Annotated in this window: 21 protein-coding genes; 5 read left to right on the top strand and 16 right to left on the bottom strand. The window is 60.8% G+C overall.

Going from position 1 to position 26,159, the window contains the following annotated elements; genetic code table 11:
- Nucleotide 1: 1 nt before the first annotated feature.
- The 7 genes from BUA36_RS23575 to BUA36_RS23545 form a co-directional block, all read right to left on the bottom strand.
- Nucleotides 2-1,174 carry a CpaE/TadZ family protein gene (locus BUA36_RS23575; RefSeq protein WP_072788076.1) on the bottom strand — a complete coding sequence of 391 codons (1,173 nt, stop codon included), beginning with the start codon at nucleotides 1,172-1,174 and terminating at the stop codon, nucleotides 2-4.
- A complete protein-coding gene (locus BUA36_RS23570) occupies nucleotides 1,171-1,440 on the bottom strand; it encodes a hypothetical protein (protein ID WP_072788074.1) in 270 nt (89 codons plus the stop codon). Before BUA36_RS23570 ends, BUA36_RS23575 begins: the two co-directional genes overlap by 4 nt.
- A gap of 13 nt (nucleotides 1,441-1,453) precedes the next feature.
- Complete coding sequence (locus BUA36_RS23565) at nucleotides 1,454-2,848, bottom strand: type II and III secretion system protein family protein (RefSeq protein WP_072788072.1); 1,395 nt, start codon at nucleotides 2,846-2,848, stop codon at nucleotides 1,454-1,456.
- Nucleotides 2,849-2,854: 6 nt separating this feature from the next.
- Nucleotides 2,855-3,685: a Flp pilus assembly protein CpaB gene (gene cpaB, locus BUA36_RS23560; RefSeq protein ID WP_072788069.1), complete on the bottom strand. Its 831-nt coding sequence runs from the start codon at nucleotides 3,683-3,685 to the stop codon at nucleotides 2,855-2,857.
- Nucleotides 3,682-5,004: a DUF8689 domain-containing protein gene (locus BUA36_RS23555; RefSeq protein WP_072788242.1), complete on the bottom strand. Its 1,323-nt coding sequence runs from the start codon at nucleotides 5,002-5,004 to the stop codon at nucleotides 3,682-3,684. Before BUA36_RS23555 ends, cpaB begins: the two co-directional genes overlap by 4 nt.
- Nucleotides 5,005-5,089: 85 nt before the next feature.
- Complete coding sequence (locus tag BUA36_RS23550; RefSeq protein WP_072788067.1) at nucleotides 5,090-5,620, bottom strand: A24 family peptidase; 531 nt, start codon at nucleotides 5,618-5,620, stop codon at nucleotides 5,090-5,092.
- A gap of 57 nt (nucleotides 5,621-5,677) precedes the next feature.
- On the bottom strand, nucleotides 5,678-5,857 hold the full coding sequence (locus BUA36_RS23545) for a Flp family type IVb pilin (RefSeq protein WP_072788064.1): 180 nt from the start codon (nucleotides 5,855-5,857) through the stop codon (nucleotides 5,678-5,680).
- Nucleotides 5,858-6,121: 264 nt separating this feature from the next.
- Between BUA36_RS23545 and BUA36_RS23540 the strand changes: the two genes are divergently transcribed.
- Nucleotides 6,122-7,165 carry a GGDEF domain-containing protein gene (locus BUA36_RS23540; protein ID WP_072788061.1) on the top strand — a complete coding sequence of 348 codons (1,044 nt, stop codon included), beginning with the start codon at nucleotides 6,122-6,124 and terminating at the stop codon, nucleotides 7,163-7,165.
- Here the strand turns inward: BUA36_RS23540 and BUA36_RS23535 are convergent.
- Nucleotides 7,162-8,385 (bottom strand): HD-GYP domain-containing protein, encoded by a 1,224-nt coding sequence (locus tag BUA36_RS23535; protein ID WP_072788059.1) that lies wholly within the window; start codon nucleotides 8,383-8,385, stop codon nucleotides 7,162-7,164. The two genes, BUA36_RS23540 and BUA36_RS23535, sit on opposite strands and share 4 nt — an antisense overlap.
- A 132-nt stretch (nucleotides 8,386-8,517) precedes the next feature.
- On the opposite strand from BUA36_RS23535, the gene BUA36_RS23530 reads away from it, so the two are divergent.
- From BUA36_RS23530 to icmF, 3 genes are all read left to right on the top strand, one after another.
- Nucleotides 8,518-9,447 carry a LysR substrate-binding domain-containing protein gene (locus BUA36_RS23530; RefSeq protein ID WP_072788056.1) on the top strand — a complete coding sequence of 310 codons (930 nt, stop codon included), beginning with the start codon at nucleotides 8,518-8,520 and terminating at the stop codon, nucleotides 9,445-9,447.
- Nucleotides 9,448-9,611: 164 nt separating this feature from the next.
- On the top strand, nucleotides 9,612-13,130 hold the full coding sequence (locus BUA36_RS23525; RefSeq protein WP_072788053.1) for an indolepyruvate ferredoxin oxidoreductase family protein: 3,519 nt from the start codon (nucleotides 9,612-9,614) through the stop codon (nucleotides 13,128-13,130).
- 61 nt (nucleotides 13,131-13,191) lie between these two features.
- Nucleotides 13,192-16,479, top strand: a complete 3,288-nt coding sequence (icmF, locus tag BUA36_RS23520) for a fused isobutyryl-CoA mutase/GTPase IcmF (RefSeq protein WP_072788051.1) — start codon at nucleotides 13,192-13,194, stop codon at nucleotides 16,477-16,479.
- A gap of 34 nt (nucleotides 16,480-16,513) precedes the next feature.
- Here icmF and BUA36_RS23515 read toward each other — a convergent pair whose 3' ends face one another.
- A complete protein-coding gene (locus BUA36_RS23515; protein ID WP_229255792.1) occupies nucleotides 16,514-17,959 on the bottom strand; it encodes a pectate lyase family protein in 1,446 nt (481 codons plus the stop codon).
- Between the two features lie 268 nt (nucleotides 17,960-18,227).
- Nucleotides 18,228-18,665, bottom strand: coding sequence for a redox-sensitive transcriptional activator SoxR (soxR, locus tag BUA36_RS23510; RefSeq protein ID WP_072788046.1), 438 nt, complete (start codon nucleotides 18,663-18,665; stop codon nucleotides 18,228-18,230).
- 68 nt (nucleotides 18,666-18,733) lie between these two features.
- Here soxR and BUA36_RS23505 point away from each other — a divergent pair, with 68 nt between their 5' ends.
- The gene (locus BUA36_RS23505) at nucleotides 18,734-19,147 is read left to right on the top strand and encodes a RidA family protein (RefSeq protein WP_072788043.1); all 414 of its coding nucleotides are present in this window, start codon (nucleotides 18,734-18,736) and stop codon (nucleotides 19,145-19,147) included.
- On the opposite strand, the gene BUA36_RS23500 is transcribed toward BUA36_RS23505, so the two are convergent.
- From BUA36_RS23500 to BUA36_RS23475, 6 genes are all read right to left on the bottom strand, one after another.
- Nucleotides 19,141-19,545 (bottom strand): hypothetical protein, encoded by a 405-nt coding sequence (locus tag BUA36_RS23500; protein ID WP_072788041.1) that lies wholly within the window; start codon nucleotides 19,543-19,545, stop codon nucleotides 19,141-19,143. The genes BUA36_RS23505 and BUA36_RS23500 overlap by 7 nt on opposite strands.
- Nucleotides 19,546-19,599: 54 nt before the next feature.
- Nucleotides 19,600-20,607, bottom strand: a complete 1,008-nt coding sequence (locus BUA36_RS23495; RefSeq protein ID WP_072788039.1) for a substrate-binding domain-containing protein — start codon at nucleotides 20,605-20,607, stop codon at nucleotides 19,600-19,602.
- A gap of 10 nt (nucleotides 20,608-20,617) precedes the next feature.
- Nucleotides 20,618-21,886: an MFS transporter gene (locus BUA36_RS23490; protein ID WP_072788036.1), complete on the bottom strand. Its 1,269-nt coding sequence runs from the start codon at nucleotides 21,884-21,886 to the stop codon at nucleotides 20,618-20,620.
- 44 nt (nucleotides 21,887-21,930) lie between these two features.
- Nucleotides 21,931-22,572, bottom strand: a complete 642-nt coding sequence (gene pgmB / locus BUA36_RS23485) for a beta-phosphoglucomutase (RefSeq protein WP_072788034.1) — start codon at nucleotides 22,570-22,572, stop codon at nucleotides 21,931-21,933.
- Nucleotides 22,569-24,890 carry a glycoside hydrolase family 65 protein gene (locus BUA36_RS23480; protein ID WP_072788032.1) on the bottom strand — a complete coding sequence of 774 codons (2,322 nt, stop codon included), beginning with the start codon at nucleotides 24,888-24,890 and terminating at the stop codon, nucleotides 22,569-22,571. The genes pgmB and BUA36_RS23480 overlap by 4 nt, the downstream gene beginning before the upstream one ends.
- An 87-nt stretch (nucleotides 24,891-24,977) precedes the next feature.
- The gene (locus BUA36_RS23475; protein WP_072788029.1) at nucleotides 24,978-25,973 is read right to left on the bottom strand and encodes a LacI family DNA-binding transcriptional regulator; all 996 of its coding nucleotides are present in this window, start codon (nucleotides 25,971-25,973) and stop codon (nucleotides 24,978-24,980) included.
- Nucleotides 25,974-26,159 lie beyond the last annotated feature (186 nt).

The following is a 26,159-nucleotide window of genomic DNA, read 5'->3' as shown; positions in this document are numbered from 1 at the left end:
CTCATCCTCCCTCATTGCGGCCAAAGATACGGTCAAACAGGCCTTTGCTTTCCAGTACACGGCGCGCAGCGACCAGGTCCACCAGCTCCGCCAGGCTGCGCGCAACGGCGCTGCTGCGCGACAGCTGCAGCACCGGTATGCCCTGGTTGACCGAGTCCGTCGCCGACAGATAGTCGTTTGGCACGGTGTGCACCACGTCGGCGCCCAGCGCCTGCTCCAGATCCATCAGGCGCAACTTGCCGCCCTTCTCGTAGCGGTTGACGATCAGGCGCGTGCGTTCATTGGGATAGCCCAGTGAACGGAAGATATCCAGCAGCCGCCGGCCATCGCGGATATCCGGCAGCGCCAGTTGCAGCACGGGATAGATGGTGTCCGCCTGATCCAGCGCACGCAGCGAGATGGCATCGATCTGGCGGCCGACATCCAGCACCACAAAGTCATAGTGCTGACGCGCCACGCGCAGAATGTCGTCCATATGCTCAGGCTTCATCGCGACGGTCTGGTGAGGATCGTCCGCCGCCGCCAGCACGCCGAAGTTGGATGCCACGTGCACCAGGCAGGAATCAAGGAAAGCGCCGTCCATGCGGCTGATCTGCGCGCAGATATCGGACAGCGTCATGGCAGGTTTCTGGTCGGAAACATACAGCGTGGCGTCGCCAAACTGGCCGTGCAGGTCGATCAGCAGCACCTTCTTGTCGGCCAGCGCCGCCAGCGCGTAACCAAAGTTGGTCGACAAAAAAGTCGCCCCGCTGCCGCCTTTGCAGGAAATGAAAGCCAGCACCTTGCCTTCGCGTACAGGACTGATGCCGGCGGCGATTTCGATACGGTCCATGGCGTCATGGAAGGCGCGATGTTCCAGCGGCAGCTGCATCACTTCGCGCATGCCGGCGCGCATGGCGCGTATCAGCAAATCCTGTTGCGGGTCGCGGGTCAGCAGCATGAAGGAAGCCGATAGATATTGTTTGCTGAGGCGTTCCACCAGCTCGCCCTCCTCCGCATCGGTATCACTGGCATCCAGGATGACCAGTTCCGGCGGCTCCGGCAGCTGGCGTTCAACCGCATCACGCAAGCCATTGCGCGATGCGACCAGCTGCAACACCGGCATGCGCGCCGAGCCTTGCGCGGCGATCTCCGCGTGCAGCAGGCTGTCCTTGCTGATCATCAGTGCTTTCATTTGGCACCGCCATTCAGGACCGGAGCTTGTGCCGCCGGCTCGCCTGCATTTTTCAGATAGCGCTCATAGGCCGCGCGCGCGCTGCGGCCGTCCACGCCGGCAGCCGGATCGCTGTTGCTGCCTGCTGCGGGATACAGAATCTGCTGCGCCAGCGTGGCGCGCACATCGGCGCCAAAACGGCTATCCCATTGCGGCGTGGTCTGGACTTGGAGTGAAGCGCAGGCGGACAGTGTTACTGCCGCCAGCAGTATCAGGAGATTGCGCATGGTCGGTCCCTGGTTATTTGCGGTCTGGCCCCTGTTCCGGCGGCGGTCCTTCAAGACGGCCACCAAGGAACAGACTGGCGCGGCCTGGCGTCGTCACGCTGTCGGTCGGCAGCTTGTAGCCTGCCGTCAGCGGCCGTACCAGATGCGGAGTCACGACAAACAGCAATTCGGTACGATCCTGCTGGAAGTCGGTGCTGCGGAACAGCGCACCCAGCACCGGCACTTCGCCGAGGATGGGCAAGCCGTTGATGCTGGTAGTCTGGCTGTTTTTAATCAGGCCACCAATGGCGAAGCTTTGGCCATCAAACAATTCCACGGTGGTGGAGGCGCGGCGCGTGGTAATCAGCGGCAGCACGGCGTTGTTGGAAAAGCCTGCCGCCGAGATGCCTATGCCTTCACGTGAAATCTCCGAGACTTCCGGCGCCACGCGCAGGTTGATGCGGCCGCCCGCCAATACCGTGGGCGTAAACCGCAGACCGACGCCGAATTCCTTTTCTTCCAGAGTGACCTTGTTGTTGTCCTGTGCGACGGGGACAAAAATGCGGCCACCGGCAAGAAAACTGCCCTCCTGTCCACTGATCGCCATGACCGTGGGTTCCGCCAGAACACGCACCAGCGCATCCTCTTTATCAGCTGCGATGCTGCTGTGATTTGCTGTGGGACGGCCGATGTTGAGCAGGCTTTTGAGCGTGCCGGTGACAAAATTGGCAGACAAGGTACCGGCCCAGCTGCCGCCGCCAAAGCTGAGCGCCGTATTGGCCTCCAGCTTTTCCAGCAGGGACTTCGAGACTTCGGCGATTTTCACTTCCAGCATCACCTGCTGCGGCGCGCCGATGTTGAGGAAGTTGACGATGCGCGCATTGGACGATGTGACTGAAGATGTGGGCGCCGGGTTCCTGGCATCCAGTGGCTGCGCGGGACGGCGTACAAAAGCGGCTGCCAGCTCCAGCACCCGCGCCGCAGTAGGCGCATCATCCACCGTGCCGCTGATGACCAGCGTATCGCCGGCGGCACTGACCTGGATGTCTTTCTGATCCGGCAGCAGGGCCGCCAACGCCTGCTGCAAAGCGCCTGGATCAATGCCGACCACCACCTCCACCACGTTGCACAAACCACTGCGCCCCTGCACAATCATATTGCTGCTGCCGATATCGACACCCACCACGTACAGCGTATCCGGCGCCACCAGCATGGCTTGCAGCACGGCGGGATTGCCGACACTGCGCGCCTGCACCGCTTCCGGCATACGCATCAGCGTCGACTTCCCGAGCTGTAGCGACATATGCCCAGGCTGCGCAGCCTGACCAGCGCAGCGCAGGCCGGCATTCTCGCCGGCTGGCGTAGCCGCCCATGCCTGGCCGATCAAGGTCAGCGCAGCCCATGGCGCTCTAAGGCGGAAAAGGTTCATGGCGGCTCACAGGCATTCCTGCGTGCGCTGCACGCCGGTGATCACGCCTATGCAGGCGCGCGGCCCAGGCACGGCAGCGGCCACCTGTACACGGGGCTTGGTCGCTGGCGGCGGCGCAGCCGTATCAGCCGCAACACTGATTCCCGCATCGCGCGCGCCCAGCAAGGTCCCCTTGGTGGCGCCCTCCGTCGTTCCAGGCTGCGGGTCTACCTGATTGCGCAGCACCAGCGACAAGGTACCGACACTGCGCGCCAGGTCCAGGTTCTCCGCCTGGCCCGGCGTGACCTCCAGCGTCACCGCATTGACCACGCGCGGCTTGGTCTCATCGCGGCCCACTTCCTGCGCCACGGCCAGTACCAGAATCCGCTCCAGCACGATCTTGGAAATGGCCCGTTCATTGGATTGCGTGTTGACGATGATGTCGACAAAATTCCCCGGCAGCGCAAACCCGGCCACGCCCACCACATCGTTCACGCGCACCGTGATCGCCCGCTTACCTTCGGCAATCAGCGCCGACAGCCCACCCAGCGTACCAGCGGGCGCCAGCTTCGCTTCGCTCAATGGCTCATCACGCAGCACACTGGTTTTCAGCACGCGGCCCACCAGCTTGCCGCCATCGCGCAGCGCGCCGTGCGGCAGGCTCTCCGCCGGCCAGTCGATCTGCTTGAGCATCTCCGGCGCCAGACGCTGACCGAGGTTCACGTCCGCCGCCGCCACGATAATTTTGCTGGATGACCCGGGCGTCTGGCGCAGCAGCCAGCGCGAAGCCAGCGACACTGCGGCCAGGCCAAAAACGATGGCCAATGCCATCATCAGGAGTGCGCGGCGATTTTTCATGATGACGCACCAGCGAACATGCTGATCCAGGCCTGGTCCAGCGCGGCCACCGACAACCGCGCCGGTTCACCCATAAAGCCTGCGAAGTCGGCCACGCGGCCAGCGATCTCGCCGGGATAACAGGCCAGCAGCGCCAGCCCGCTGCCCGCATGCAGTTCATCGAGCAGATACGTCATGCCCGTCTCCTCGTAAGCCACGCCGGCGCTCAGACACTGATGACGGACCAGCGTACGGTAATTCGCCGCAGACAGCGCGCCCACCGGAATCTTGTAGCCCACACGCCGCAGTGCCGTATCGTCCAGCAGCAGCGACGGCGACACGCTGGTGGCAAACACCAGCCGCAAACGGCACGGCACCTGGAAGTGATAACCACCCGCCAGCGACAACGCGCTGCGCTCCATTTCCTGCGCCTGCGCGAAGCGGTTCAGCAATTCGGCAGCCGGTATGCGCTGACCTCCCAGATCGTCGACAATCAACAGTCCGTTGTTGGCCTTCAGCTGCGGCGGTGCGCGGTAGCAGCCGCTGGCAGCATCCGGCTGCAAGTCCAGCATCTCCGCGTCCAGCGATGCATCCAGCACCACCACCGGCCGCTGGCACAACACCCAGCGCGGGTCGCTGCTGCGCCGCTCCGGTGCTTGCCGCACCTGGCGCGGCAAGGGCGCGCGATGCATCGCCGCGTCATACACCTGCACGATATCCTTGCCCACCACCAGTGCATGCGGCACCGCCACCAGTCCTTGCAACAGCGCGCCCAGGCGCCGCGCCAACACCGACTTGCCGCTGCCCGATGGTCCATACAGCAGCATGCTGCGCCCCGCATACATGGCCGCGCCCAGCATGCGCTGAACTGCCGGTGCGAGGAAGTCGTCGGCAAATTCGGCCGCCAGTTCATCTGCGCACAGCGACGGCGCATGGGCGGCCTGGCGGTCCACCACGGCGCGATACGCTTCCAGCGTCACCGGCGCCGGCCCGGCATACGGACAGCGCTCAAGCCACGCATTGGCGCGCTGCTTGCCGGCGCTGGTCAACTGATATTGCACATCGATATCGGACTCGCCACGCCAGGCCACTTCCACCACCTGCTCGGCCACCATAAAGTCGAGCACCTCGCGCAGCACGTTGATCGACAAATGCAGCTTGGTGGTCAGCACGGGCAGATGGCTTTTACCGCCCAGGTACAGCACCTTGGCGATCAATTCCACGATCAGCTGCTGCGGCAGGCCGCAATCGCGCACCGACTTCGGTTGCGGCGGCAGCACCGCTTCCGGTTCGGCGTCCAGCAATTGGGTGTAGGGGGATGGCGGTTCCAGGGCTAGCATTTTTATCTCCGCGAGGAATTGTTTCGTCGTGGAATCAAGTTTAGCCAGCCATGCTTTGTGGATATTGACGCGCAGCAAGCGCGGCTCAATGATGCTGCCAGGCGACCACGCCCAGCGTGCCCAGCGCGATTGCCACGCCGTAAGGAATGCCGCCCACGCTGGCCTTGGGCGCCAGCGGCACCGGCAACAGCGGCACGCCCAGCAGACGCAGCAGGAGCGGTGTGCAGATCAGCCGCAGATTGCGCGCGCTGTCGCGCCAGCGTCCGCTCAACAACAGCATCAGCAAGGCGATCGCGCCGCCCGTCAGATACGACAGTACGGCAATCTGCAGCGCTTGCGACGGGCCGGTAAATCCGCCCACCATGGCCATCAGCTTGACATCGCCAGCCGCCATGCCGCGCAACAGATACAGCGGCAGGAATAAAAAAAAGCCGGCAACCACGCCGGCCAGCCACTGCGACACGGGCGCTCCCGCTTGCCCGCTCAGCAGGTGCAATATCAGCGCCAGCAGCAGGCCGCTCAGGATCAGCACATTGGGTATCTTGCGCATGGCCAGATCCGTCAGCGCCGCTTGCGCAACCAGACAGATCAGAATGACTTCGATGGCGTTCAGCATCACCGTCTCCCAAAAGGGCTTTCCAGCCTCACCGCTGCCGGAAAGCCCGCACAACGTTTATGGCGTCGTGATCTTGTTGGCAATCGCCTGGAAGGCGGTGCTCAGCGCCGGCGTCAGCAGGCCGAAGGCAGCCACCACGGCGGCCACCATGGTTGCCGCGATCAAGCCATACTCGATGGCGGTAATGCCATCCTCGTCACGCGCAAACTCTTTCGCTAATGCAATAAGCGAGTTCATGTCGTACTCCTTTGGTTGGTCCATAAAGTCTCTGGCGCTCCATTAATTGCGCCATTGTGTTTAACTATACGGATCGCAATTTGCCGAGAGTTGACGCCACGCAAGTTTTCCGTACGGAAAATTTTTAGTCTATGATGAACCTGGGTGCATGCGAATGTCGGAAAAAGGTCGCATTCTTCGGTAATAGAAGTTTTTTTTCGCACACAAGAATTGCCTCGATTGCAAAAAGCTATTATCCTGCTTAGCTGTTCTTTGGAAAGGCAAATGGACTCCTTACTGAAACACATGGTGGACATGACCGGTCACCGCGATCACACGATGCTCGACATCTCGGTGATTTCGGCGGTGCAGGAGCTTGCCCGCGCCGATCAGGTCCGTGTGTTGACGCTGGCCACTGTCCGAGGAAAGATCTTCGTGCGTCCGCGCGCCATCATCGCCTCCGGTGAACCGGCACGCATGGTCGATACCTCCGACCAGCACTCCCCAGGCGATTCCATCGACATTTATCCGGCGCTGGCCCAGTGCATCGACCGCCACGAATCCGGCGCCGATGTGGCCAACGAAGCAGGCGAGCACACCTTGTGGCTGCCGATCTGGCTGGGCGACAAGGCCGACACCTGCCTGGAAATCGTCAATCCGACGCCGTACACCAAGGAAACCATCCACGTCATTGGCGGCATCGTCAGCGTCTACCGCAATTTCCAGAATCTGCTGGACTACAGCGAACGCGATTCGCTGACGGGCCTGCTCAACCGCAAGACCTTCGACGACCAGCTGTCCAAGATGCTGGCCGCCAGTACCGAACAGGAATCCGTTACGCTGCCCGGCGAGCAGGAGCGCCGCGTCCATACCGACGAAGAAAAGCAATGGCTGGCCGTGGTCGATGTCGACCACTTCAAGCATGTCAACGACCGCTTCGGCCACCTGTACGGCGACGAGGTGCTGATTTTGATTGCCAACCTGCTTACCTCCTCGTTCCGCGCCCAGGACCGCGTGTTCCGTTTCGGCGGCGAAGAGTTTGTGGTGCTGCTGCGTTCAGCCACGCTGGACAATGCCAAGAAAATCATCGAACGCTTCCGCATGAACGTGGCGGCGCACGACTTCCCGCAAGTGGGCAAGGTGACCGTGAGTGTGGGCTTTGTCAGCATCAGCGCGCTGGAAGCGCCGGTGATCATCCTGGGCCATGCCGACCAGGCGCTGTACTACGCCAAGAGCCATGGCCGCAACCTGGTGTGCCACTACGACGAACTGGTCAGCGGCGGCCTGCTGCAGACCATCGAATCCAACGATACCGCCGAATTCTTCTAGGCTGCGACCGTCAGGAAGCGCATCGGATCGACATTCCATTTCGCCGGCGACTCGTGGCCGACAATCTTGTCGCCGCCACCAAAGCCCAGTCCGCGCGACAGATCGACGGTTTCCGGTTTGATGTAAACGTTCTTCTTGGTGCTGAAAAATACATTGACCTTGGGCGCCAGCAAATTGGTTTCGTGTGGCTCCACCACCACACCCAGGCGCCCCGACTCCAGCAGCACCATGGTGCCCACCGGATAGATGCCCACGCAACGCATGAATTCCTGCGCGTACTGCGGGTTGAAGTGGAATTTGCTCCACTCATAAATCTTGCGCAGCGCCGCCGCCGCCGACATGCCTTTGTGATAGCAGCGATCAGCGGTAATCGCGTCGTACACGTCGACAATGGCCGCCATCTGCGCCAATTCGCTGATTTCGTCGTTGGCCTGCTTGCTTGGATAGCCGCTGCCGTCACGCCGCTCATGGTGATGCAGCGTGATATCCAGCGGAATCGGGCCGATCTCCGGCGATTGCTTCAGGATGTTGTAGCCATCTTCCGGATGCTTCTTGATGATGGCGAATTCCTCATCGGTCAGCGGCCCCGGCTTGTTCAGGATCTTGTCCGGTACCAGCGCCTTGCCCGTGTCGTGCAACAGACCGCCCAGCCCAGCCTGGTGAGTAATGTCCGCCGGAATATTGCGCGAACGGCAGAACGCCACCAGCAGCGTGCACACACTCACCGAATGCAGGAAGGTGTAGTCATCCTTGGTCTTAATCCGCAGCAAACCCACCAGTGCCCCCGGGTTGCGCAAGATCGATTCGGTGATGTTCTGCACCACCGGCTGCACCTGATCCAGCTCAATGGCCTTGCCGAGACGGGCATCCTGCATCACACTGCGCACCAGGGTGGAAGCCTGATGACGGATCTGGACGGCGCGCTGCATTTCCTCGCCGAGCGACACACGGGTCTGCACGGGCGCTTTGGCAACGATTTCGACGATTTCCCGCTCAGTGGCGGCCTGGGCTTCCGCCAGCGTCGGCGCGTCCTCCACATCCAGGCCTTTGGCGCTGTCGATCACCACGTCGTGAATGCCGGCATTGATGATCTTGCGGATTTCGTCGGTGCTGGAGATCAGGAAACGATTGCGCACGAACGGATGGGTCATCCAGTCGCAGCTCAGGTCATGAATATACATGCCCACTTTCAGCTGAGAAGAGTCGACTTTCTTTAACATACGGATACCCATCCAAAAGGTGCTGGAGCGCTAAATTACGCTAGTATAAGTATAACAAACTGTTTCCCACCGGGATTAAATTTACACTTGCAAGTGTTTGTTTGACTAGGGGTACTTTCTTACTTTTTGGATATGGAACTACGCCAGCTTCGTTATTTTGTCGCCATTGTCGACCACGGTTCGCTGTCACGCGCCGCGCTGATTTTGCACGTTGCGCAACCCGCGCTGACCCAGCAATTGCGCCAGCTGGAAGAAGAACTGGGCGTGCAGCTGCTGCACCGTACCGCGCAAGGCGTGCTCAGCACAGACGCCGGCAAGGTCTTCTACGAACATGCCCAGGCCATCCTCAAGCAGGTGGCGGACGCCCGTTCCGCTGTGGCGCAATCGGCGGAGCGGCCCAGCGGCAGCGTCACACTGGGGCTGCCGCACAGCATCTCCGGCGCGCTGGCCCTGCCGCTGCTGACCGCCACCCGTAGCCAGTATCCCGAGATTACCCTGCAACTGACCGAAGAGCTGACCGGCAACCTGAGCGAGCAGCTCAAGTCCGGCCGCGTGAACCTGGCCATCCAGTTTGACGACGGCCAGCTCAACCAGTTTGCCACCACCCCGCTGGCGGAAGAAGAACTCCACTTCATCTGTCGCGCAGATGCTACTTACGCAAAAAGTGAGCAGTCACTCACGCTGCAACAAGCATTGAATACCACTCTTATCCTGCCTGGCCTGCAACACGGCGTACGTCCGCGCATCGAGGCTGTCGCACGCGAAGCCGGGCTCAGCCTGAGCAATGTGATTGAGATCAACTCCATCGCCATCCTCAAATCGGCGCTGCTGGCCGACATGGGCGCCACTATCCTGCCGTCAGCCCCGGTGCTGGACGAACTGCAGCGCGGCGAATTGCGCGCCCAGCGCATCCACAGTCCGTCGATTTCGCGTACCGTGGTACTGTGTGCTTCACGCAACATTCCACTCACCAATGCCGCCGCCGCCATCACCCGCCTGGTGCGTCAGATTAGCGATGGCCTGTGCGCCGAAGGGAAATGGCCTGGGGCAACACCAATATAAGAAATTCTTATACCCCCATCGGCAATCGGTATTTCCGTATACGTCAAGTAGCGCCCATACTGGTAGAAAGCCGCTAACCGCGGCTACCCGGTTTGACCCTGGCTCGCCTACCCGGCGGCACCCAGTGCAAACACGATCCTGATACCAAAAACGGAGACACCGCCATGCCAGACGGCACTAGCCTGCTCACGTCCGTGAGCCTCGACGACAAATACACTTCCACCAAAGGCACCATCTTCCTCTCAGGCATCCAGGCGCTCGTGCGCCTGCCGATGATGCAGCACGTGCGCGACAAGGCCTATGGCCTGAATACGGGCGGCTTCATTTCCGGCTACCGCGGCTCGCCGCTTGGCGGCCTCGATGAAAACCTGTGGAAGGCCAAGCCGCACCTGGAACAGCATCACGTGCAGTTTGTGCCGGGAGTGAACGAGGATCTGGCGGCAACGGCAGTCTGGGGCTCGCAGCAGGTGGATCTGATCGGCGAGAGCAAGTACGACGGCGTGTTCGCTATGTGGTACGGCAAAGGCCCGGGCGTGGACCGCTGCGGCGACGTCTTCAAGCACATGAACCACGCTGGCACCTCCAAACACGGCGGCGTGCTGCTGGTGGCCGGCGATGACCACGGCGCGTATTCGTCCACGCTGCCGCACCAGTCGGACCACATCTTCTCCGCCTGCATGGTGCCTGTGCTTTACCCATGCAATGTGCAGGAATACCTGGACCTCGGCATCCACGGCTGGGCCATGTCGCGTTTCTCCGGTTGCGCCGTGGCGTTCAAGGCGCTGGCGGATACAGTGGAATCGTCGGCCTCGGTGGACGCCGACCCGTTCCGCGTGGATGTGAAGATCCCGCAGAATTTCGTCATGCCGGAAGGCGGCCTGAATGCACGCCTGTCCAGCATCCCGCTGGGCCAGCAGGCGCGCAATCAGGAAGCGCTGATGCAGGACTACAAAATCTACGCAGCACTGGCTTACGCGCGCGAGAACAAGCTGAACCACACCACCATCGATTCCAAGGACGCCAAGCTGGGCATCATCGCCTCCGGCAAATCGTATCTGGACGTGCTGGAAGCGCTGGAAGAACTGGGCATCGACGAAGCCATGGCCGCCAAGGTGGGCCTGCGCCTGTTCAAGGTCGCCATGCCATGGCCGCTGGAACCGGACAGTGTGCGCGAATTCGCCCAAGGCCTGGACGAGATCCTGGTGGTTGAAGAAAAACGCCAGTTCGTTGAATACCAGCTCAAGGAGCAGCTGTATAACTGGCGCGACGATGTACGTCCACGCGTGATCGGCAAATTCGATGACAAGGGCGAATGGGTGGCGCCACGCGGCGAATGGCTGCTGCCACCAAAGGCTGACTTCTCGGTCTCGCAAGTGGCGCGCGTCATCGCGGGCCGCGTCGCGCGCTACATCAGCGACGCCCACATTCAGGACCAGATCAAGGCCCGCCTGACCTTCCTTGACGAGAAGGACGCCGTGCTGAAGAAAGCCATCAGCACCCCGTTCCGTCCAGCGTTCTACTGCTCCGGTTGTCCGCACAATACCTCGACCAAGGTACCGGATGGTTCGTTCGCGCTGGCCGGTATCGGCTGCCACGTGATGGCCACCTCCATCTACCCTGAGTACAACAAGCTGACCACCCACATGGGCGGCGAAGGCGCGCCGTGGATCGGCCAGGCCGCGTTCTCCGAAGTGCCGCACGTGTTCCAGAACCTGGGCGACGGCACCTACTTCCACTCCGGCTACCTGGCGATCCGCGCAGCGGTTGCGGCCAAGGTCAACATCACCTACAAGATCCTGTACAACGACGCCGTCGCCATGACCGGCGGCCAGCCAGTAGACGGCCAGACCTCGGTGCCGATGATCGCGCAGCAGATGGCCGCGGAAGGCGTCAAGCGCATCGCGCTGGTAACGGAAGACCTGTCGCGCTACACCGACCGTTCGGCGCTGCCAGCCATCGTCTCGCTGCACGACCGCAAGGACATGGATGCGGTCCAGCGCGAGCTGCGTGAACTGCCAGGCGCCTCGGTGCTGATCTACGACCAGACCTGCGCTGCCGAAAAACGCCGCCGCCGCAAAAAAGGCGAATTCCCTGACCTGGCCAAACGCATGGTCATCAACGAAGCCGTGTGCGAAGGCTGCGGCGACTGCGGTATCCAGTCCAACTGCGTGTCGATCCTGCCGAAGGAAACGGAATTCGGCCGCAAGCGCACCATCGACCAATCGTCGTGCAACAAGGACTACTCGTGCGTGAAAGGCTTCTGCCCGAGCTTCGTCACGGTAGAAGGCGGCGCGCTGAAGAAAACCAAAACCGGCGCGACGCAAAGCGATGACGGCTGGGATGCACTGCCTACGCCAGCATTGCCGGAATGCGAACAGCCATACAACATCCTGATCAACGGCATTGGCGGCACCGGCGTGATTACCGTCGGCGCGCTGATGGGCATGGCCGCGCACATTGAAGGCAAAGGCGCCTCGGTGCTGGACATGACCGGCATGTCGCAGAAAAACGGCTCGGTCACCTCGCACGTGAAAGTGGCGCGCACGCCAGACCACCTGCGCGCGCAGCGTATCGCCACCGGCGAAGCAGACGTCATCCTCGGCTGCGACATGCTGACCGCCGGTGCTGCGGATGCCGTATCCAAAATGCGTCCGGGCCGCACGCTGGCCATCGTCAACCTGCACGAGCAGCCTCCTGGCACCTTCGCGCAGAACGCCGACTGGCAGTACCCGACCGCAGACGTGCGCGCGCTGATCGAAGAATCGGTCGGCGCCGGTGCAGCGGACTTCATCGACGCCACCAAGCTGGCCACCGCGCTGATGGGCGACTCGATTGCCGCCAACCTGTTCATGCTGGGCTACGCCTGGCAGCGCGGCCGCATCCCGCTCAAAGAAGAATCGCTGCTGCGCGCGATTGAACTGAATGGCGTCGCCGTCGCCTCGAACAAGAAGAGCTTCCTGTGGGGCCGCCGTGCCGCCGTGGACCTGAAGCGCGTCGAGCGCATCGCCACGCCAGCACAAGCCATCATCGTGCAGATGCCGCAAAGCCTGGACACCACCGTCGCCAAGCGCATGGAATTCCTGACCGCTTACCAGAACGCCGCTTACGCCAACACCTATTCGGAACTGGTGGCGCAGGTGCGCGCGAAAGAAACCTCGCTCGGCCTGGGCAACAAGCTGTCGACCGCCGTGGCCAAGTACTACTTCAAGCTGATGGCCTACAAGGACGAATACGAAGTCGCGCGCCTGTACACCGACGGCCGTTTCGTCGAACAGCTGCAATCTCAGTTCGAAGGCAACTTCAGCGTCAAGTTCAATCTGGCGCCACCGATGTTCGCGAAGAAGGACGCCAAGGGCCACCTGGTCAAAGCGGAATTCGGCTCGTGGATGTGGAGCGCGTTCAAACTGCTGGCCAAGCTGAAAGGCCTGCGCGGCGGCGCGCTCGACATTTTCGGCTACACCGAAGAACGCAAAATGGAGCGCGCACTGATCGCAGAATACCGCGAGATGGTGTCGGCAATGATCGCCCAGCTGAACGCAGAAAACCACGCCACCGCAGTCGACCTGGCCTCGCTGCCGGAAAAAGTGCGCGGCTTCGGCCACGTGAAGGAAAAAGCCGTCGCCACCTTCCGTACCGAGAAAGCCCGTCTGCTCAACCTGTTCAGCCAACAACGCGCCGCTTGATGCGAACTTTACGCTTACGTAAACGTCATATAATCGACAAAAAATATTATCAGGGACACCAATGAACGATCTCTCGACTCCCAAAATCGCGGCCGTGGATGAACAGCCGCGCGTAAAGAACAAAGTTCGCTTCGTCACCGCAGCCTCGCTGTTCGACGGCCATGACGCCTCCATCAACATCATGCGCCGCATCCTGCAATCGAACGGCGTGGAAGTGGTCCACCTGGGCCACAACCGCTCGGTCGACGACGTCGTCACCGCTGCACTGGCCGAAGACGTGCAAGGCATCGCCATTTCCAGCTACCAGGGCGGCCACGTCGAATACTTCAAATACATGATCGACCTGCTGCGCCAGCGCGGTGGTGCCCACATCAAAGTATTCGGTGGCGGCGGCGGCGTCATCGTCCCGCAGGAAATCGAAGAACTGCACGCGTACGGCGTCACCAAAATCTTCAGCCCGGAAGATGGCCAGCGCATGGGCCTCGTCGGCATGATCCAGTGGATGGTGCAGCAGTGCGACATCGACCTGTCGCCCTACGCGCCAACCTCCCTCGCGCCGCTGCGCGAAGGCGACATCGCCAGCCGTCACCGCCCACTGGCGCAGCTGATCACCGCACTGGAAAACGATAAAGCCTCGGCCACGCTGCGCGCCGAACTGCTGGCTGCGGCACAAGACCTGCCCGTGCCAACGCTGGGCATCACCGGCACCGGCGGCGCCGGTAAATCCTCGCTGACCGATGAACTGATACGCCGCATCCGCCTCGACCAGGGCGACGCGCTGAACATCGCCATCATCTCCATCGATCCATCGCGCCGCAAATCCGGCGGTGCGCTGCTGGGCGACCGTATCCGCATGAACGCCATCAATCCGTGGGCCGGCCAGGCGCGCGTGTTCATGCGTTCGCTGGCCACGCGTGAAGCGGGGTCCGAGATTTCGCAAGCGCTGCCAGACGTCATCGCCGCCTGCAAGGTGGCAGGCTTCGACCTGGTGATCGTTGAGACCTCCGGTATCGGCCAGGGCGACGCCGCCATCGTGCCGCACGTGGACGTCTCGATGTACGTGATGACGCCGGAATTCGGCGCTGCCTCGCAGCTGGAAAAAATCGACATGCTCGATTTCGCCGACTTCATCGCCATCAACAAGTTTGACCGCAAAGGTGCGCAAGATGCGCTGCGCGACGTCGCCAAGCAATACCAGCGCAACCGCGAACTGTGGAGCAAGCGTCCGGAAGAAATGCCGGTTTACGGCACCCAGGCGTCGCGCTTCAATGACGATGGCGTCACCGCGCTGTACCAGGGCCTGCTGCCACGGCTGGCGCAACTCGGCCTGCGCGCGCAGCAAGGCAAACTGGTGGCCACCGACGTGCGCCACTCCAGCGGCAAAAACGTCATCGTGCCGCCAGCGCGCGCACGCTATCTGGCGGAGATTGCCGACACCGTGCGCGGCTACCACCGTTTCACGCGCAAGCAAGTCACGCTGGCGCGCGAACGCCAGCAGCTCAGCGAAACCAAGCGGATGCTGGCCATCGCCCACAAGTCCGCGGACTTCGACGACCTGATCGCCGAGCGCGATGCCGAAATGGACGGCGGCGCCAAGAAGCTGCTGGCGCAATGGCCCGACATGCAGGCCGCCTACGCTGGCGACGACTACGTGGTCAAAATCCGCGACAAGGAAATCCGCACCCGCCTCGTGCAGCACACGCTGTCCGGCACGCGCATCCGCAAAGTCGCATTGCCGCGCTTTGAAGACCATGGTGAAATCCTGCGCTTCCTGATGCTGGAAAACGTGCCAGGTTCCTTCCCGTTCACCGCAGGCGTATTTGCGTTCAAGCGTGAAGGCGAAGATCCAACCCGTATGTTCGCTGGCGAAGGCGACGCCTTCCGCACCAACCGCCGCTTCAAGCTGGTCTCTACCGGCATGGACGCCAAGCGCCTGTCCACCGCATTTGACTCGGTCACCCTGTACGGCGCCGATCCTGCGCTGCGCCCGGACATCTACGGCAAGGTCGGCAACTCGGGGGTTTCGATCGCCACGCTGGACGACATGAAAGTACTGTACGACGGCTTCAACCTGTGCAGCCCAAGCACCTCGGTATCGATGACCATCAACGGTCCCGCACCAACCATTCTGGCGATGTTCATGAACACCGCCATCGACCAGCAAGTCGACAAATTCGTTGAAGAGAACAAGCGTCAGCCTAGCGCCGATGAAGCCTCCAAGATCAAGGACTGGGTACTGCAGAACGTGCGCGGCACCGTGCAGGCAGACATCCTGAAAGAAGACCAGGGCCAGAATACCTGCATCTTCTCGACCGAGTTCTCGCTGAAAGTGATGGGCGATATCCAGGAATACTTCGTCCACCACCAGGTACGCAACTTCTACTCGGTGTCGATCTCCGGCTACCACATCGCCGAAGCGGGCGCGAACCCGATTTCGCAGCTGGCCTTCACGCTGTCCAACGGCTTCACGTTCGTGGAAGCCTACCTGGCGCGCGGCATGCACATCGACGACTTCGCACCCAACCTGTCGTTCTTCTTCTCGAACGGCATGGACCCTGAGTACACGGTACTGGGCCGCGTGGCACGCCGCATCTGGGCCGTGGCAATGCGCGACAAATACGGCGCCAACGACCGTTCGCAAAAGCTCAAGTACCACGTGCAGACCTCGGGCCGCTCGCTGCACGCGCAGGAGATCGACTTCAACGACATCCGCACCACGCTGCAGGCGCTGATCGCGATCTACGACAACTGCAACTCGCTGCACACCAACGCCTACGACGAAGCCATCACCACGCCAACCGACGAATCAGTCCGCCGCGCGCTGGCGATCCAGCTCATCATCAACCGCGAATGGGGCCTGGCCAAGAACGAGAATCCGAACCAGGGTTCATTCATCATGGACGAACTGACCGATATGGTGGAAGAAGCCGTGATGCAGGAATTCGAACGCATCGCCGAACGTGGCGGCGTACTGGGTGCGATGGAAACCGGCTACCAGCGCGGCAAGATCCAGGAAGAATCCATGCTGTACGAGCACCAGAAGCATGACGGCACGCTGCCCATCATCGGCGTCAACACCTTCCGCAATCCGAAAGGTGCGGAAGCGCCAGCACAGATCGAACTGGCGCGTTCCACCGACGATGAAAAGCAGTCGCAGCTCAAGCGCCTGGAAGAGTTCCACACCCGGAACGCCGCAGCAGCGCCGCAAGCACTGGCCGCCCTGCAGCAAGCTGCTATCGACAACGCCAACGTGTTCGAAAAGCTGATGGACGCCGTCCGCGTCTGCTCCCTCGGCCAGATCACCACCGCGCTGTTCGAAGTCGGCGGCCAGTACCGCCGTAATATGTAGAAAGACAGGCCCGGCGCCACGCCGGGCCTTCTACTTACTTCAGTTTCCCCGCTCCGGCGTTCGCTGGAACGGAAGTCAGTGTTGCCGTCGCGCTTTGCAACGTGTAGCCATAAGGCGGCAGCCATAGATTGGCGGCGCCAGGCTGTGCATAGCCGCACTGGCCATCCACCAGATTCGTACCCGATTTATCACTGACAAATACATGACCAGATGAGCGGAAGCCAATGAAGCTCTTGCCCTTGATCGCTTTTCCGCAGAAGTCATCCAGTTTCAATCCTGCGATGTTGTAGTACTGGTTCTCCAGCAGCATGTTCGAGCGATAGCGTGCGTCAGTGCCACTTTCGAATTTGACGTCGGTGTCCTTGGTCGATGTGCTGCCGGTAATCAGGTTATTGAACAGATGGACTTGTCCAAAACGGTTCAATGGCAATCGTGTCGTCGCACCGTCCCACCAGTTGCCGCTGAAGGTCACATGCAGGCGCCCCTCATCACTCCACGCACGCCCTGAATCACCATTGCCAACCAGCGTAGTCTTATGATGCTTGCCGAAGTAGCTATTGGAGACGGTGACGTAGTCGCTGCCGCGCACCACGTCCAGAGCGCCGTCGTGACGCGTATCATAAGTTCCGGTCGCCAGTGAGTCAGGCGTGTCACCATCGCTGATGGTCAGATGGTCCAGGTAGATGTTCTGCGCGCGCGATACCGTTAAGCCATCTGCGTAAGCATTGTCTGCATCCTCCGGGTTGACGTCCCATGGCGTGTCGATCACCAGGTTGCGCACAATGACGTTGCGGGTCCAGGTTGGATAGTCTTCGCCATCTTTGCCGTCGGCAATCCACTTTTTGAAGTCGGCTTCAGGATCGCCGCCCGTAGTGAGGGGCAGCTCACCGCCAATCAGTAAGGCGGTACCGGTGATGCGTGCAGGCCGGCCCTGAGCGTCATTGATGCCAACCAGCGTGGTATTCGACGGCAGCGCAATTGAACCGCCATACTTCTGATCCGAATAGCTGGTGTATTCGCGGAAGACCGTATTGTTCTGGCTCCAGCGTAAATCGATATGGCCGATCACGCGGATGATCTTGGGATCATTACCTGCTTGATTAATCGCAGCCACCAGCTGCTGCCCGTTGTACACCGTGTAGATGCGGTTCGCGATGGCCGAGCCGCCACCAGTGACCAGCACGGCGCCCTTGCGCGACTGTGCATGCCACCCAGTGGCAGGTGCGGGATTACGCTCAAAAGTCAGGACACCGCCGGTCGGATCGGCCGCGGCAAACTGCCATGCCGGCAGCTTGGGTGCGGCAGCATAGCTGGCAGGATCATGCAAGCCACCGACCAGCACCGGAGGCGAGTAATTGCGCACCCCGTACTGGGCGACTTGCAAAGGCGTACTGGCGCCAACCAGCGTCTTCGCATCAATCGGGGCGGCGTGCGCGGAGGAAGCCAGCAGCATGCCGGCAACGAGTACTGGATATTTCATGGTTGTCTCCATTGTTGAAATTCACTGTGATCTCGCGACGAGCCATACCCACGCGTGTATGCCTTGCTTGTGGCAATAGATGTTGGACTAAGGGTGGGTACGGATCAACATTCAGCATCAAACTGCGATGACTGAAGCAGGCACCTTGCGTACCTGCCGCCGTTGCGAAGAGGGACTGGGAGACCGAGTTCGCGCTGGTCAGACGTCGGCGGCGAAAATAGCGCCGTCAACATGAATAAATATTAATCGTGTCTAAAAAATTATGCAACTATTTGAAGTGTGGCCCCGCACCTTGCTGCGCGAGGCCATCGTCTGCGTTGCGCAAGGGGCAGGCTTTTAGTGACAGGCATCCGCAGCCGATGCAGCCGTCCAGCTGATCGCGCAACTGCGTCAGTGTCTTGATCCGCTCCTCCAACTCTTGCTTCCATGCTGCTGAAAGACGCCGCCAGTCGGTGACGGTCGGCGTTCGTCCCGAGGGCAGTGCGTCAAGCGCACGCGCAATCTCTGCGAGCGGCAGGCCGACGCGCTGCGCGACCTTGATGACGGCCAGGCGGCGTAGCACCGAGCGTGGGTAGCGGCGCTGGTTACCGCCGGTTCGCACGGAATGGATTAATCCCTTGGCTTCGTAGAAGTGCAGTGCGGAGACGGCGACGCCAGCGCGTTCGGCCAGCTCACCCACACCAAGTATCTTTGGAGGAATCGTCATAGAAAATCATTGACCTCAAGTTAAGTTGAGATTTTATAGTGTCCTCACATTCACTGCTGAAGGACACCATGAAATTCATCAACCCCACCGGTCTGTACGACCCGCGTCCCAATGGTTACAGCCATGTCGTCATCGCCGAAGCGCCGGCGCGCATCATCTACATCGCCGGACAAGGTGGTGAAAACGCTGAGGGCGAGCTGTCTGACGATTTCAAAACCCAGGTAGAGCAGGCGCTGAGCAATCTGCAAACCGCACTCACCGCTGCTGGTGCGCACCATACCAGCGTGAGTAAAGTCACGGCCTTGATTGTGGATCATAGCGAAGCACGTCTCGCCATCTTCAGTAGCGCATTGCGCGCCATGTGGGGGGACAACCCTGCGCCAGCGTGCACGCTGATTCCCGTCCCGCGTCTGGCACTGGACGGCATGCTGTTTGAAATTGAAGCCACCGTAGTGCTGCAGGCAGAGGATGAGATTTATTGAGCGTGGCAGTCGGCCACGCGATAGAAGTAATAGTTACCGAAGTTCAGAAACTCGCTCTTGTCATTGAAGCGGTATGTGATCTCGCGCCGTTTCTCGTCAAAACTCAGCAAACCACCAGCGTGCTTGGGCAACTGTTCCCTGAAGACGTCCGAAGGGAACGGTTCACTCCCACCCAGCGTGAGTATCAACGTATCCTTATCCGTTCGGCGCCAGGCCGCAGGACTATAAAACGCAAACCCGCCGCGAAATACCAGGTTGCCGTCGGCTTGCATCAGCATGCACATGGTTGGATATTCGGTTCCCGTATTTTCCAGCACCAAGGGCGGCGCAGAGCGCTGCACATGGGCGCAGCCTCCAATTAGAAACGCAACGGTGACGTAGCCCAGATATGGTTTCATACGATGAACGCGAATTGCGATAACACCATTATCATTAGCTCACCCCAGCGAACGTTAGCTGACTGGTCCGACGGTGGAGCCTTCCAGCAGCACTGGCTGCCACAGCTCATGCAGCTCGCTGGCGGGTTTGCCATCTACCAGCGACATCAGCATGGAGACCATGCGCGCGCCGGCTTTGTGCGGGTCGGGCTGATCGATAGTGGTGACGTTGGTGCCGGCCAGCGTATCAGCCACATTGCCCCAGACGATGAGGGAGATTTCTTTGCCGATCTCGATACCCGCATCCAGCAGCGCACGCACGGCGCCCACGCCGGACAGATGGTTATCGACCACCACTGCGGTCGGACGCGGCGAGCAGGCCAGCAACTGCTGCATGGCCTGATAACCGCTGCGGCGATCCAGCGTATTGTCGATGAGGTAGCGCGGATCGGCGCTCAGGCCCGCCGCCGACATGGCAGCGACAAAGCTGTCCTTGCGCTGACGCGCGAAGTTCAACTCCAGCGGCGCGCCAATCAGCGCGATGCGCTGGTGGCCCAGTCCCAGCAAGCGCTCCATGGCCATGCGGATGCCGGCTTCGTTGTCATAGTCGAACCACGCATACGGCGCATTCAGCTCCGTGCGGCCGTGCGCGACAAACGGGAATTTGGCTTTGCTCAGAAACGCGATGCGCTCGTCATGCACCAGCGTGCGGCTGACCACCAGGCCATCGACGCGGCGGCCGCGCACGATCTGCTGATACGACGGCTGCTCCGCCGCCGGCGACACCGGCGCAATAATCAGATTTTTGCTGACCGCTTCCAGCGCAGCCGACATACCCGCCACCACATCGAGAAACATGGGATCGCCCAGGTCCGACGCCAGCAACGGGTAAATGATGCCGAACACATTGGTACGCCCCAGCGCCAGCGAACGCGCCATCGGATTCGGCTGGTAGCCGACCTCTTTGGCAGCCTTCATTACCCGCTCGCGGGTACGTACATTCACCTCGGGGTAACCGTTTAACGCGCGACTCACCGTGGTTTTGGACATACCCAAGTGATTTGCAAGATGCGCGAGGTTCATAGCTTGATGTTCAATGTTGACTGCTAATTATAGCGTTTGCGTCGAATCCACCGCCACCGTCATCGACCGATTTTTTAAAAAAATACAACATTATCAGCACGATGGAGATGGGCACCAAGGTTAAATAAAACGCGAAGTGGCCGTTGAAGTTACCGAACACGTAGCCCGTGATTAAGGAGCCGGTGGTACCACCCAGCGCTGAAAAAATCACCAGCAAGCCAGTCATGGCGGAGTGCTGATTCTTCGGCAAAGAGCTGAGCATCACTGAATTGATGCCGGGGTAGATGGGCGCCATGAACAGGCCGATCAGCGGGAACAGGAAAGTCGCCAGCGGCGCGCTGGCCCAGGTGATATGCGGATCGGCCACCACATCATGCGTCAGCGGCAGCGCCAGCAGCACCATCGCCGCCATGCCCAGCACGCAGGCATTCATCACGGGATACCAGTGCAGCTTGCGCATCAACACGCCCGCCGACAGGCGCCCCACGGCCAGGCAGGCAGCAAAGATGCTGGTCACTTCCACGCTCATTGCTGCCGGCAGCTTGAGGATTTCGTTATTAAACGTCGGCAGCCAGGTGCCGATGCTCTGCTCAATCAACACATACAGGAAGGCCGTGATGATGAACACGCACACCAGCGGCTTGAAGAACAGTTTGAGCATCTCAGCGAAATCCTGCGCGATGCTGCGCCCCTCCGGCAACGCCGCCTTCGATTCATTGAATGGCGTGGACAGGATCAGCAGGAAGGTCGCCGCGCACAGCACCGCCAGCACCCAGTAGGTGTGCAGCCAGCTTTGCGACAGCGGATCGTGCGAATCGATGAAGTAGCCGAACACCCAATAGGCGCTTAACACGCCCAGCATGAAGAAGCCCTCCAGCAGGTTCATGGTGCTGGCGTGCTGCTTGCGATCCTCGGCGATCAGGCCCAGTGTCGAATACACCGACACCTTCACCAGCGCGAACGACACGCCCACGCAGAAGAACAAGGCCTTGGTCGTTGCGAACGATGGCAGCAGCGGCATGGCCACGCACGCCGCAGTGACGATCGCCAGGCCGATCAGCATGGCCTTCTTGTAGCCGATACGCGGCAGGAACGACGCCACCAGAAAGGACACCACCGCAATCGGCAGGTCTTTAAAGCCTTCCAGTACGCTGGCGGCGGATTTGCTCACGCCATAGTTGCTGATTACCTGCAGGATCACCGTGCCCACGCTGTTGAGCAGGATGGCGAATACAAAGTAGATCAGGAATAACGCAAATAGTATTTTGTTGTTCTTCATGCTGCTGTCTCCGTTTTATTCCCGCGCTCTGCGGCGCGGTAGCGTCAATATGCGCTGAGATTAAACTGCTGCAAGCTGGTGATCACGACATCCGCTTCCGTCAGCACAAAGGGATGTCCTATCCCCAGCGCAAACATCCCCGCCGCCTTGATGGCGGCAACGCCAGCGACGGCATCTTCCACGCCAAGGCAATCGGCTGGCGCAACGCCCAGCTCCTGCGCCGCGCGCAGAAAGATCTCCGGGTCCGGCTTGCTGCGCGCGATGGTGGCCGCATCCACGACGTAATCGAATTTGTCGGTAATCCCCAGGCGGCCCAGCACCGTAAAGGCGTTCTTGCTGACCGACGCCAGCCCGATGCGCAAACCGGCGCGGCGCACTGCATCCAGCGCTTCCACCGCACCAGGCAACAGGTCATTGGACGACATGGTCGAAATCAGTTCCTGATAATGCAGGTTTTTCGTGTCAGCCAGCGCCAGCTTCTCTTCCGGCGTGTAGCTGCGCGGCGCCGACGCCAGGATCAGGTCCAGGGAACCCATGCGGTCGATGCCCTTGAGGTTCTCGTTAAACGCATGATCGAAATGCACACCCTGCGATTCCGCGAGCTGCTTCCACGCCAGGTAGTGATAGTGCGCGGTGTCGGTAATCACACCGTCCAGGTCAAAGATGACTGCCTTGAAGCGGCTCATGCGAAGCTCCTCGATTGCTTGGGTTGCGACAGGGTCAGCGCAATCGCTTCGCCGCCGTGGGTAAAGTTCAGCGCCTCGCCTTGCAGCAGACGATATTCAACACGGCCCGGTTCCACATGCACTTCCATCAGCGCACTGCGGAAATGCACCTTGAACGTGTAGTGCTGCCACTGCTTTGGCAGCGTCGGCGCGAAATGCAGCGCGCCGCCGATCACGCGCATGCCCGCGAAGCCGTATGCCACGCCCATCCACGTACCGGCCATCGCTGCCGTATGCACGCCGTAATGCGTATTGCCGTGCGTGTCGTCCAGGTCGAGACGCGCAGTCTCCATGAAGTAGTCGTACGCCTTGTCCTGATAACCTACTTCCGCGGCGATGATGCTGAAGATGCAGGAGGACAGCGAAGAATCGTGCGTGGTCACCGCTTCGTAGTAGTCAAAGTCGCGGCGTTTGTCTTCCAGCGTGAACTGGTCGCTCAAGAGCAGCAGCGCCAGCACCACGTCCGCCTGTTTGCAGACCTGATGGCGGTAAATCACCATCGGGTGGTAGTTCAGCAACAGCGGATAGTTTTCCTTGGGCGTGTTGGCAAAGTCCCACACTTTTTTAGACAGGAAGCTGTCGTCCTGGGCGTGGATTTGCAGCGCCGTGTCATACGGAAGATTCATCAGCGACGCAGCGCGGCGCCACTCTGCAGGCTCACCCGCATCCAGCGCCATCGCTGCGGCGATGCGTGCGAACTCGGACGGCGCCTGTGCCTGCAGCTGCTCTGCAATGGACGCCGCAAAGTTCAGGTGCATCTGCGCCATCGCGTTGGTGTAGTAGTTGTTGTTGACCAGCGCCGTGTATTCATCCGGGCCTGTCACCTGGTTGATGCAGAAGCGGCCTTCGCGGTCATACGAACCGATGCCGGTCCAGATGCGCGCCGTCTCCATCACAATCTCCGCGCCAGCCTTGACCAGGTATTCCTGATCGTCCGTCGCCTCCATATAGGTCTTGATGGAGTACGCGATGTCGGCGTTGATGTGGTACTGCGCGGTCCCCGCCGGGAAGTAGGCCGAACACTCATCGCCAGCGATGGTGCGCCACGGGTACAGCGCGCCTTTGTCATGCGACATCTGGCGCGCCCGCTCGCGCGCCTTCGGCAAACCGGCGTAGCGGTATTCCAGCAGCTTGCGCGCGATCTCCGGCTTGGAGTACAGGAAGAACGGGAAGATGTAGATTTCCGTGTCCCAGAAATAGTGGCCTTCGTAGCCTTCGCCCGTCACGCCCTTGGCGGAGATGTTGGTGCGGCCATCGCGGCCCACCGATTGCAGCAGGTGGAACTGATTGAAGTGCATGCCTTGCTGGAGCGCGTCGTCGCCGGCGATCTGCACGTCGGCCTGCTGCCAGAAGTCGGCCAGGTACTGCTCCTGCGCCAGACGCAGCTCGTCAAAGCCTGCCGCCTTGGCAGTGGCCAGCGTGTCCTTGCTGCGCCACATCAGCTCCTTGGCATCGTAGTCGCGCGAGGAGAAGTAGCTGCCGTACTTGGTCAACGTGACCGACTGGCCAGCGCTCACCTGCATCTCCCACGCCTGCGTCAGTCGCTGGCCTTGCTGTGCAGTGACCGCAGTTGCCGGCACGCTCAACGCCGTCTCGGTCGCGCTGATTAAAGTGAAACCGCTGTTATGGGTTTTCTGCACCAGCGCCGAGAAGCTGTCCGACTGCTCGCTGTCGATCATGTGCAGCGTCGGGCCGGAAATCGCCGAACCCACGCGCGGATCATCGCCCGCCTCCTGGTTTTTCACGGCGCCATCCAGCGCCGACACCAGCCACAGAGGACCGTCGTAATTCAGCGAAGTCACGTCAAACGCGATCGCGAACAGATGCTTGTTCTCGAAGCTGACCATGCGGCGACTGCGTACGCGCACGCTGCGGCCTTGCGGCGAGGTCCATTCCACAGTGCGCGTCAGCAGGCCAGTGCGGAAGTCCAGTACGCGCTCATATGATTGCACCGTGCCAGTCAGCAGATCAAAGCGCTCATCGCCAAGTCGCAGCTCGATGCCCTTTGCGTTCGGCACATTCAGCATGAACTGGTTGACCTTGGCCAGGCCGTACGCCGCTTCCGGATACTGGATCGGCTCGGACTCGTAGAAGCCGTTCAGATACGTGCCATCCAGCGAGGTGCCGGCCGGGCCGCTGTAGCCCTCCTCGCCCGTGCCGCGCAGGCCGATATAGCCGTTACCCAGCGCGAACAGCGTCTCATCGAGGAAGTGGGATGCGGTGTCAAAGCTGGTCTCGCGGATGCACCAGGCTTCAAGAGGATAGGTGTGTTGTTGCACAGCGAATTCCTTAGAAAAAGCGATTCAAAGCGGTTTGAATTTCAAAAAACACCGGTTTTAGTCTGTTTTTGGTGCTTTTTGGGGAAACTAGGTCTGGCGTACCATCAGCGTGGTCGGCAGCATTTCAGAAGCGACCTGGTGGCCTTCGATCAGGCCCAACATTTTCTTGGCCAACAACACGCCGCCATCGCGCAGGTACTGGTGCACGCTGGTCAGCGGCGGCACAAAGCTGGCGGCGCCAGGCGTATCGTCGTAGCCGATGACGGAGACATTCTCCGGCACCCGCAAATTCTTCTCGGCCAGCGCACGGATCGCGCCCATGGCCAGCAAATCACTGGCGGCAAACACGCCGTCAAAGCTGGCGCCCTTCTTTTTCAACAGCGAGGAAATGCTGTCAAAGCCCGCCTCAAACGTAAACGCCTTGGGGCGGATGATGTGCACCGTGGCCGCGCCGCCCATCGCATCGATAAAACCGGCGCAGCGTTCCTGCACCTCGGCGTGATCGACGTCGCCCAGGAACACCAGCTTGTGCCGGCCCTGCGCAATGAAGCGCTCGGCCGCGCTGATGCCGCCTTTGCGGTTGTCCGATCCGATCACGATGTAATCGGTATCGGCTTCCGGCGCGCCCCATACCACCAGCGGCATGCCGGTCTGTTGCAAGGTCCGCACCGCTTCGCCATGCGAGCCCTGGCCCAGCAGGATCAAGCCGTCGGCGCCCATCACCGGCGCCGTGTTCATCAACTGCTTGGAGGTCAGCACCACGCTGTAACCGGCCGTGGTCAGCTCCTGGGTAATGCCGCCCAACAGCTCCAGCGGATACGGGTCCGACATCGGCCGGCCGCGCACCGGTGTCATTTCCACCACAACCGCCACCGAATAACTGCGGCCCATGCGCAGATTGCGCGCGCTCACATTCAAACGGTAGCCCTGCTCCTCTGCCAGCGCGCGGATCTTCTCGCGCGTTTCCGGCGTCACCAGCGGACTGTCGCGCAAGGCGCGTGAAACCGTGATTTTGGAGACGCCCGCCAGCTTGGCCAGGTCTTCCATCGTCAGGGCTGTCGTTACAGTCTTCTTCGCGCGCATCGTTGTTCAAGAGTAAAAAAGCAGGTTTGCGGACGCATTATGACAGAAAATTTTCATTTGTCGCGAAAAATGACATCGATAACATTTCAATTGACATCGATAACATTTCTTGTTTCAATGGCCAAATCTTCACAAAAGTTCATGAAGATGGGGATGGCGGGGAGCGCCGTCCACGGAGACGATTTA

Origin of the sequence: Duganella sacchari (genome assembly GCF_900143065.1) — a bacterium.
GTDB lineage: Bacteria > Pseudomonadota > Gammaproteobacteria > Burkholderiales > Burkholderiaceae_D > Rugamonas > Rugamonas sacchari.
Note: the sequence above shows the minus strand (reverse complement) of the source record. Positions and strands in the feature narration are given on the sequence as shown.